Source organism: Aeromicrobium sp. CnD17-E (genome assembly GCF_024124745.1).
Lineage (GTDB): Bacteria > Actinomycetota > Actinomycetes > Propionibacteriales > Nocardioidaceae > Aeromicrobium.
This window is the reverse complement of record NZ_JAMXRU010000132.1, coordinates 1-7,288: the sequence shown is the minus strand read 5'-3', so window position 1 is coordinate 7,288 and position 7,288 is coordinate 1. Positions and strand designations below refer to the sequence as shown.

General features: G+C 73.8%; 7 protein-coding genes, 1 pseudogene and 1 riboswitch. Of the genes and pseudogenes, 5 read left to right on the top strand and 3 right to left on the bottom strand.

Going from position 1 to position 7,288, the window contains the following annotated elements; translation table 11 throughout:
• From NH339_RS16535 to NH339_RS16525, 3 genes are all read right to left on the bottom strand, one after another.
• The coding region (locus NH339_RS16535; protein ID WP_253027118.1) for a hypothetical protein at positions 1-180 on the bottom strand (180 nt) is incomplete at its 3' end.
• Positions 177-2,078, bottom strand: coding sequence for an acyl-CoA dehydrogenase (locus NH339_RS16530; RefSeq protein ID WP_253027117.1), 1,902 nt, complete (start codon positions 2,076-2,078; stop codon positions 177-179). The genes NH339_RS16530 and NH339_RS16535, both read right to left, overlap by 4 nt.
• A gap of 59 nt (positions 2,079-2,137) precedes the next feature.
• Positions 2,138-2,806: a metal-dependent transcriptional regulator gene (locus NH339_RS16525; protein ID WP_308207098.1), complete on the bottom strand. Its 669-nt coding sequence runs from the start codon at positions 2,804-2,806 to the stop codon at positions 2,138-2,140.
• 108 nt (positions 2,807-2,914) lie between these two features.
• Here NH339_RS16525 and NH339_RS16520 point away from each other — a divergent pair, with 108 nt between their 5' ends.
• The 5 genes and pseudogenes from NH339_RS16520 to NH339_RS16500 form a co-directional block, all read left to right on the top strand.
• Complete coding sequence (locus NH339_RS16520) at positions 2,915-3,067, top strand: hypothetical protein (RefSeq protein ID WP_253027116.1); 153 nt, start codon at positions 2,915-2,917, stop codon at positions 3,065-3,067.
• A 54-nt stretch (positions 3,068-3,121) separates the two neighbouring features.
• A complete protein-coding gene (rraA, locus tag NH339_RS16515; protein ID WP_253027115.1) occupies positions 3,122-3,616 on the top strand; it encodes a ribonuclease E activity regulator RraA in 495 nt (164 codons plus the stop codon).
• 7 nt (positions 3,617-3,623) lie between these two features.
• Positions 3,624-4,961, top strand: coding sequence for an LssY C-terminal domain-containing protein (locus NH339_RS16510; RefSeq protein ID WP_253027114.1), 1,338 nt, complete (start codon positions 3,624-3,626; stop codon positions 4,959-4,961).
• An 88-nt stretch (positions 4,962-5,049) separates the two neighbouring features.
• A riboswitch (cobalamin riboswitch) is annotated at positions 5,050-5,125 on the top strand.
• A 95-nt stretch (positions 5,126-5,220) separates the two neighbouring features.
• Positions 5,221-6,810, top strand: a complete 1,590-nt coding sequence (locus NH339_RS16505; protein WP_253027113.1) for a prenyltransferase/squalene oxidase repeat-containing protein — start codon at positions 5,221-5,223, stop codon at positions 6,808-6,810.
• Positions 6,807-7,288, top strand: a pseudogene (locus tag NH339_RS16500) (hypothetical protein); the annotation flags it as partial. The gene NH339_RS16505 and the pseudogene NH339_RS16500, both read left to right, overlap by 4 nt.

The window sequence follows — 7,288 nt, the reverse complement described above, 5'->3', positions numbered from 1 at the left end:
CGACAGGGTGTCGTCGGGGGCCAGGGTGACGCGGTCGCCGACGGCGAGGAGCGCCGACCGGGCCGCCTCGTCCGCGCGGTCGCGCCACCGCGCGGCACCGTCGACGTCGACGGACTGCGCGCACCCCGCCGTCAGCAGGGCGAGCGCGGCCACGGTCGTGCCGAGGTGTCGGGGCGTCACTGCTTCAGGAGCATCGCGGCGCCGAGGGTCTCCTCGGGCACGCCCAGTCCCTCGACGAGCGTGAGCAGGTGCGGGCGCAGCCCGGCGAGCTGCTCGTTGAGCAGCTGCGTGACGGCCTTGGCGCGCTGGTCGGAGATGCGGTTGTGGGCCATGAACCACGCCAGGTCGTCCTCGATGACGCTCAGCGCGTACACGGTGCACACCTGGCGCAGGAGGTCTGCGGCCTCCTCGTCCTCGCAGCGGGCGATGCCGGCGGTGAACGCCTCGAGCACGACGCGGTCGACGTGCGCGCGACCGCAGCGGATGAGGTGGTCCTGGGCGTCGTTGAAGATGCGGAACGCCTCCTCGCCCTTGGCCTTCGCGGCCCGCTGGAGGCGTCGGGCGGCCGTCTCGATGAGGTGCTGCTCGCGGTCCTCGAACAGGCTCAGCTGCGTGCCGCGGTCGAGCAGGTCGTGCGCGTCGCCGCCGGCGGGTGCCGCGTCGATGAGGCGCTGGATGAGCTGGCTGGCGGCGGTCCGCTCGCGGACCGTGTCGGCGACCGTCTCGGCGACGAACCGGACCATGCCGAACGGGTCGAGCCCGCCGACCTCCTTGGCGTAGGAGGTGAGCAGCTCCTTGCTGAGCAGCTGCAGCATGACGTGGTTGTCGCCCTCGAAGGTCGTGAACACGTCGATGTCGCCGCGCAGGACCGTGAGCCGGTTCTCGGCGAGGTAGCCCGCGCCACCGCACATCTCGCGCGACTCGTTGATCGCGCGGGACGCGTGCCAGGTCATGATCGCCTTCAGCCCGGCGGCGCGGCCCTCCAGCTCACGCTGCTGCTGCGCGTCGGGCTCGGTGGCGCGCTGCAGCCGGTCCATGCGCGAGACCTGCTGGTTCTGGGCGAACCGGTACGCGTAGGAGCGGGCCAGCAGCGGCAGCAGACGACGCTGGTGCAGGCGGTAGTCGGCGAGCAGCACCTCCGGCTCGCCCTCCTGGCCGAACTGGCGACGCTGCAGCGCGTAGCGGCCGGCGATGCTGAGCGCGACCTCGGCCGCCGCGAGCGCCGAGCCGCCGACGCTGATCCGTCCGCGCACGAGCGTGCCGAGCATGCTGAAGAAGCGTCGGTTCACGTCGTCGATGGGCGAGGAGTAGGTGCCGTCCTCGGCCACGTCGCCGTACTTGTTGAGCAGGTTTACGCGGGGGATGCGCACCTGGTGGAACGCCAGACGCCCGTTGTCGACGCCGCCCAGGCCGCCCTTGTGCCGGTCGTCGCCGACCTCGACGCCCTCGAGCACCTGGCCCTGGTCGTCGCGGATCGGCACCAGGAAGCAGTGCACGCCGTGGTTCTCGCCGCGCGTGACGAGCTGCGCGTACACCGCGGCCACGGTGGCGTGCGCGGCGGCGTTGCCGATGTAGTCCTTCGTCGCCGACGGCGTGGGGGAGTCGACGACGAACTCCTGCGTCTCGGCGTCGTACGTGGCGGTCGTCTCGAGGTGCTGGACGTTGCTGCCGTGCCCGATCTCGGTCATCGCGTAGCAGCCGACGAGGTCGAGCTCGATGAGCCGGGGGATGAGGTCGCGGTGCCGCTCGGTGCCGAGGTTCTCGACCGCGCCGCCGAAGAGTCCCCACTGCACGCCGGCCTTGACCATGAGGGACAGGTCGAACTGGGCGAGCATCTCGATGCCGGTGACCGCCATGCCGGGGTCGCCGCCCCCGCCGTGCTCGGTGCGGAAGCCGGCCGCGGGCACGCCGGTCGGCACGAGGCCGTGCAGCTGGCGCAGGGTGCGCTCGCGGGCGGCGTCGATGTCGAGGTCGAGGTCGTAGGCCAGCTCCATCGCCGCGAGCTCCGTGCGCGACTGCTCGCGCACGTGCCGCCACTTTCCGTCGAGGGCGATGCGGACTTCGTCGGACAGCGTCATGGGGCGAACGCTACTCGCGCTCGGGGGTCCCCGCAGTGCTGTGAGCGAGCCGTCCGCGGTCAGGCCGGGGCGACGAAGATCGCGGCTGCGGCGACGTGCCCCAGGTCGCGCTGGGTGCCGTCGAGCTCGACGGCCAGGGTGCCCGCGAAGTCGTGGCGCTCGACGAGCCGCAGCGTCACGCCGAGCGTCATGCCGAGGTCGACGAGGTGGCGCAGCAGGGCGGGGTCCTCGTCGGAGACCCGCACGACCCGCAACCGTGCAGGCGCCTCGACGTCGACGAGGGGACGCGCGTCGAGGGCGGGCAGGTGGCCGTCCGCGGTCGGGATGGGGTCGCCGTGCGGGTCGAACTCGGGGTGCCCGAGGCGGGCGGAGAGACGCTCGACGAAGTCGTCGCTGACGGCGTGCTCGAGCACCTCGGCCTCGTCGTGCACCTCGTCCCACGCGTAGCCCAGGTAGTCGACGAGGAAGGTCTCGACGAGGCGGTGGCGTCGGACCATCGCGAGCGCGGCCGCGCGGCCGGCGTCGGTGAGGGTGGCGGTGCCGTAGCGCTCGTGGTCGACCAGCCCCGCGGCGGCGAGCTTCTTGAGCGCCTCGGACACGGTGGACGGGGAGACGCCGAAGCGCTCGGCGAGCGCCCGCGACGTGACGGGCGAGTCGTCCCACTCCTGGGTGGTCCAGATGACCTTCAGGTAGTCCTGCATCGAGGACGACAGGGCGGAGGCGGGCACCGCTCCAGGGTAGGGGAGGGCGGACGCGTCCCGGGGCGCTCACGACGTCCCGCACGAGTTCGGTCTGCCGAACTTGTGTGTTCTGCCTGGGGTGGTAGCGTGTCGGACATGGCGAACATCGCGCACTCCGGCTCCTCGCGGCCGGCCGCTCCCCGGCTCGACGCCGTGCAGCTGCGGCTCCTGCGCTCCGGCCTGGTGCGCACCGTGCTGTTCGTCGGCGGCTTCGTCGCCGTCGTCGCGGTGGGCGGCCAGGTCGGCTGACCCGCCCCTGGCGGTGCGCATAGGGTCGTGGTGCACCCCGACCCGGAGGACCCCATGACCGGATGGACCACGCCCGACCTCTGCGACGACCACCACCCCGACCGCGTGTCGGTCCTGCAGCCCGGGCTCCTGCGAGGCTTCGGTGGACGGGAGGCCTTCGCCGGCCCCGTCGAGACGGTCTCCTGCTTCGAGGACAACTCGCGCGTCAAGGAGCTGGGCGAGCAGCCCGGTGAGGGACGGGTCCTCGTCGTCGACGGCGGCGGCTCGCTGCGCCGCGCCCTCCTCGGCGACCTCATCGCCGCCCGCTACGTCGAGAACGGCTGGGCCGGCCTCGTCATCCACGGGGCCGTGCGCGACGTGGAGGTCCTGCGCGACCTCGACCTCGGTGTCCAGGCCCTCGCGCCCACGCCCGTGCGCACCGAGCGCCGCGGCCTCGGCGACGTCGGCGTCGCGCTGGCCTTCGGGGGCGTCACGGTGCGGCCCGGGCAGTGGGTCTACGCCGACGCCACCGGCGTGCTCGTGGCCGAGGGCCGCCTCGACGCGGTGTGAGCGCGGTGTGAGCACCGTGCCGTCGGGCGGGCAGGACTGGAGACGCGGTCGTCCGGTCGACACCGCCCCTCCGTCGCGACCGCCCCGGTACGACCACCCCCCGGGCAAGACGGGCCGGACGTGGCGTCTGGGTGACGTCGTCGACGGGGCGTTCTTCGTCGTCGGCGCCCTGCTCGCCGTCTGGCTCGGCTGGGAGCTCGCCCCGACCGACGGGTGGCGCGGCCTGCTCAGCTGGGACGGCGCAGCCTGGTTCGTCCTGTTCTGGGTGCTCCTCGCCTACGTCGGCCTGCCGCGGCTCCAGCAGGTGCTGAGCCGGGTGTACGTGCCCGACTACTTCATCGGGCGGACCCTGACGACCGTGGGCATGCTCGGCGACCCGGTGAACCTGGCGCTCGACGGGACCGAGGCCGACGTGCACGCGGCCATGGTCGAGGCCGGCTGGACGCGTGCCGACGAGGTGACGCTGCGCTCGTCGTGGGGCATCGTCGTGTCCGCGCTGCTGCGCCGCTCCTACCCGGCGGCGCCGGTGTCGCCGCTGCTCCTGTTCGGCCGCCCGCAGGCCTTCGCGTACGAGCGCGAGGTCGACGGCAACGCCGCGCGACGTCACCACGTGCGGTTCTGGCCGGTGCCGGAGGGCTGGGTGCTGCCCGGCGGCTTCCGGGTCGACTGGCTCGCCGCCGCCACGTACGACCGTGCCGTCGGTCTGTCGTTGTTCACGCTGCAGGTGACCCACAAGGTCGACGCGGACGTCGACGTCGAGCGCGACTTCGTCGTCGACTCGGTCCGCTACGCGGTGCCGTCGGCGAGGCTGCGGGTGGTGGAGGACTTCTCGACCGCGTTCACGGCCCGCAACGGTGGCGGCGACGTGGTGCGCAGCGACGGCACGCTCGCGGTGCTCGACCTGACCGACCTGGGTGCGCCGGGACGTCCGGACGCTCCGCACGCGGCCTCGACCTGGGAGCACCACCTGCCGCCGCCGTCGCTGCTGCTCAGCGGCGTCTTCCTCGTGGCGAAGGCGGTCCTCGCCGTCGCGGGGGCGGTGGCCGTGTCCGGGGCCGACCTGCTCACCTCCTCGGCGTCGGTGGCGGAGGTGGCACGCCTGAGCGGCGCGACGGTCCTGGGTGCCGTCCTGTGGGGGCTGGTGGTGGCGCGCCGGTCGCTCGCCCGCGTGCTCCTGATGGTGGTGTGCACGGCCGAGGCGGTCGTGCAGCTCGCGCTGCTGTCGGACGGTCCCCGCCCCAGCCTGGTCGTGCTGGGCTCCGCCGGGCTCTCCGTGCTGGTGGTGGTGTCCGTGAGCTCCTCGGAGGTGCGCCGGTGGGTCGCTCGACGACGGACGGACGCCTGAGATCCCGGTCTCAGGCCTCGCTGCGCGACGGGAGCGGGTGGTACCGTCCGCCTGTCAGTCGACACACCACTCCACGTGCCCGACTGCGGGGAAGCCGGTCGAAGTCCGGCGCTGACCCGCAACCGTAGCCCCCGCCGCCCGCCGTCGGGGGGAGCCGGAACACCGCACCGGGCACCCGACCGAATCACGCTGTCGTGGTCGCAGCGGGTCTCCCCTCCAGGGGCGTCCCATGCTCTTTTTGCAGCGGGTGAGGACCCCCATGAAGCACACCCTCCGTCGCGGCGCCGTCGCGACCGCCGTCGTCGCCCTCGGCGCCGGACTCCTGGGCGCCGCCCCGGCCGCGCAGGCCGCCCCGAACTCCTACGCCTACTCCGCGGCGCGGTGGCTGGACGACCAGCTGACCGACGGCGTCGTGCACAACGAGCAGTACGACTTCGACGACCTCGGCCTGACCATCGACGTCCTCCTCGCGCTGCACGACCTCGACACCCGCGCCGCCACGCAGCAGCGCATCGTCGAGGCGCTGGCGTCGAAGGTCGACGAGTACACGACCGGCGGCTCGTTCGCCCCCGACGACCGCTACGCCGGCGCCACGGGCAAGCTCGCCAGCGCGGTCCAGGAGGCGGGCCAGGACGCGACGAGCTTCGGCGGGGTCGACCTGGTCCAGCGCGCCGAGGAGCGCGTGGTCGCCGAGGGGGCGGCAGCCGGCCGGGCCAGCGACCTCTCCTCGTACGGGGACTACTCGAACACGATCGGCCAGGCGTGGGTCGTGAGGGCGCTGTCGACGGCGTCGTCGAGCCGCGCGGCGTCGACGGTCGAGTACCTCCTGAAGCAGCAGTGCGCCGACGGCGGGTTCCGAGTGAGCATGGCCGACGAGCAGTGCGGGACGCCTGGTGCCGAGCAGGGCCCGACCGTCGACGCCACCGCGTTCGCCCTCCAGGCGCTGGAGGTCGCGCGCGAGCACGGGGTCACCGGTCTCGACGACGACGTCGACGAGGCCACCGGCTGGCTGCTGCGGACGCAGGCCGCCGACGGCTCCTTCAGCGACGGCGGCACCCCCAACACGAACAGCACGGGCCTGGCGGCCGCGACCCTGAAGAGCGTCGGCCAGGTCGGTCGCGCCGGCGCCGCCGCGTCGTGGATCGTCAGCAAGCAGGTCACCGACGCCAAGGCCGAGGACACCGCGCTGGGCAACGAGATCGGCGCGATCGCCTACGACGACGCAGCCCTGCAGACCGGGCTCGAGAAGGGCATCCCGGTCGAGGCGCGTGACCAGTGGGTCCGCGCCACGGCGCAGGCCGCCGTCGGTGTCGACGCCCAGCTGCCGCCCGCGACGTTCACGGTGGCCGCCCCCACGGGCTACGTGGCGGGCGGAGGCACCGTGGCCGTGCGAGCCATGGGCCTCGCCTCGGGCGAGAAGGCCCGGGTGGTCCTGGCGGGCGGAGGCGCCGTGAGCGTCTTCGCGAACGCGGACGGCGTGGCGACGGCCTCGGTGAAGGCACCGACGCGGACGGGGACCGTGCGCGCGACGGTCACCGGCTCGCGCAGCAACCGGGTCGGCACGACGTCGGTGCGCGTGCTCGCCACGTCGGCACGCTTCCCGGCGAGCGTGGGTGCGACGTCGGTGAAGGTCAACGGCAAGGTCCGGGTGAACGCCCGTGGACTCGCGGCCGGCGAGCCGGTGCGCGTGTACTACCGCAGCCGCTACGTGGCGACCGGCACGGCGTCGAGCACGGGACGCTTCACGACGGTCATCGGCGTGGGCCCCGCGACCGGACGCAAGACGGTGTTCGTCCGCGGTCTCACGGACACGCGCCAGGGCACGGCCACCCTCACGGTGGTCCGATGACCCGACGGCTCCTGGCCGCGCTGGTCGCCACCCTGCTCGGGGTGGCGTCCGGCGCGGTCGTCGTGCAGGCACCGGCCCAGGCTGCGGCCTGCGCGCAGGGCGACGGGGTGACCGTCGTCGTCGACCCCCACCAGCTCGGCGGTGGCGTGAGCACCACGTGCGTCCCGGGCTCGGGCAGCAAGGCGTCCGCCGCGTTCACCGCGGCCGGTGTCTCGATGCAGCGAGCCGCTCGCGAGCGTGGCTTCGTGTGCCGGGTCAACGCGCTGCCGGCCGACGCCGGCTGCGTGCAGGCGTCGCCCGCCGACGCGTACTGGTCGCTCTGGGTGTCCACGGGCAACGGGTCGTGGAGCTATGCGCAGATCGGCGTCGACGGGCTCGACGTCCCGCGTGGCGGCTGGGTCGCGTGGAGCTGGCAGGGCCAGGCGAGCCGCGCGCAGCCGGGCGTCACCCCGGCCGGCGCGGCGGCCGCCCAGCCGTC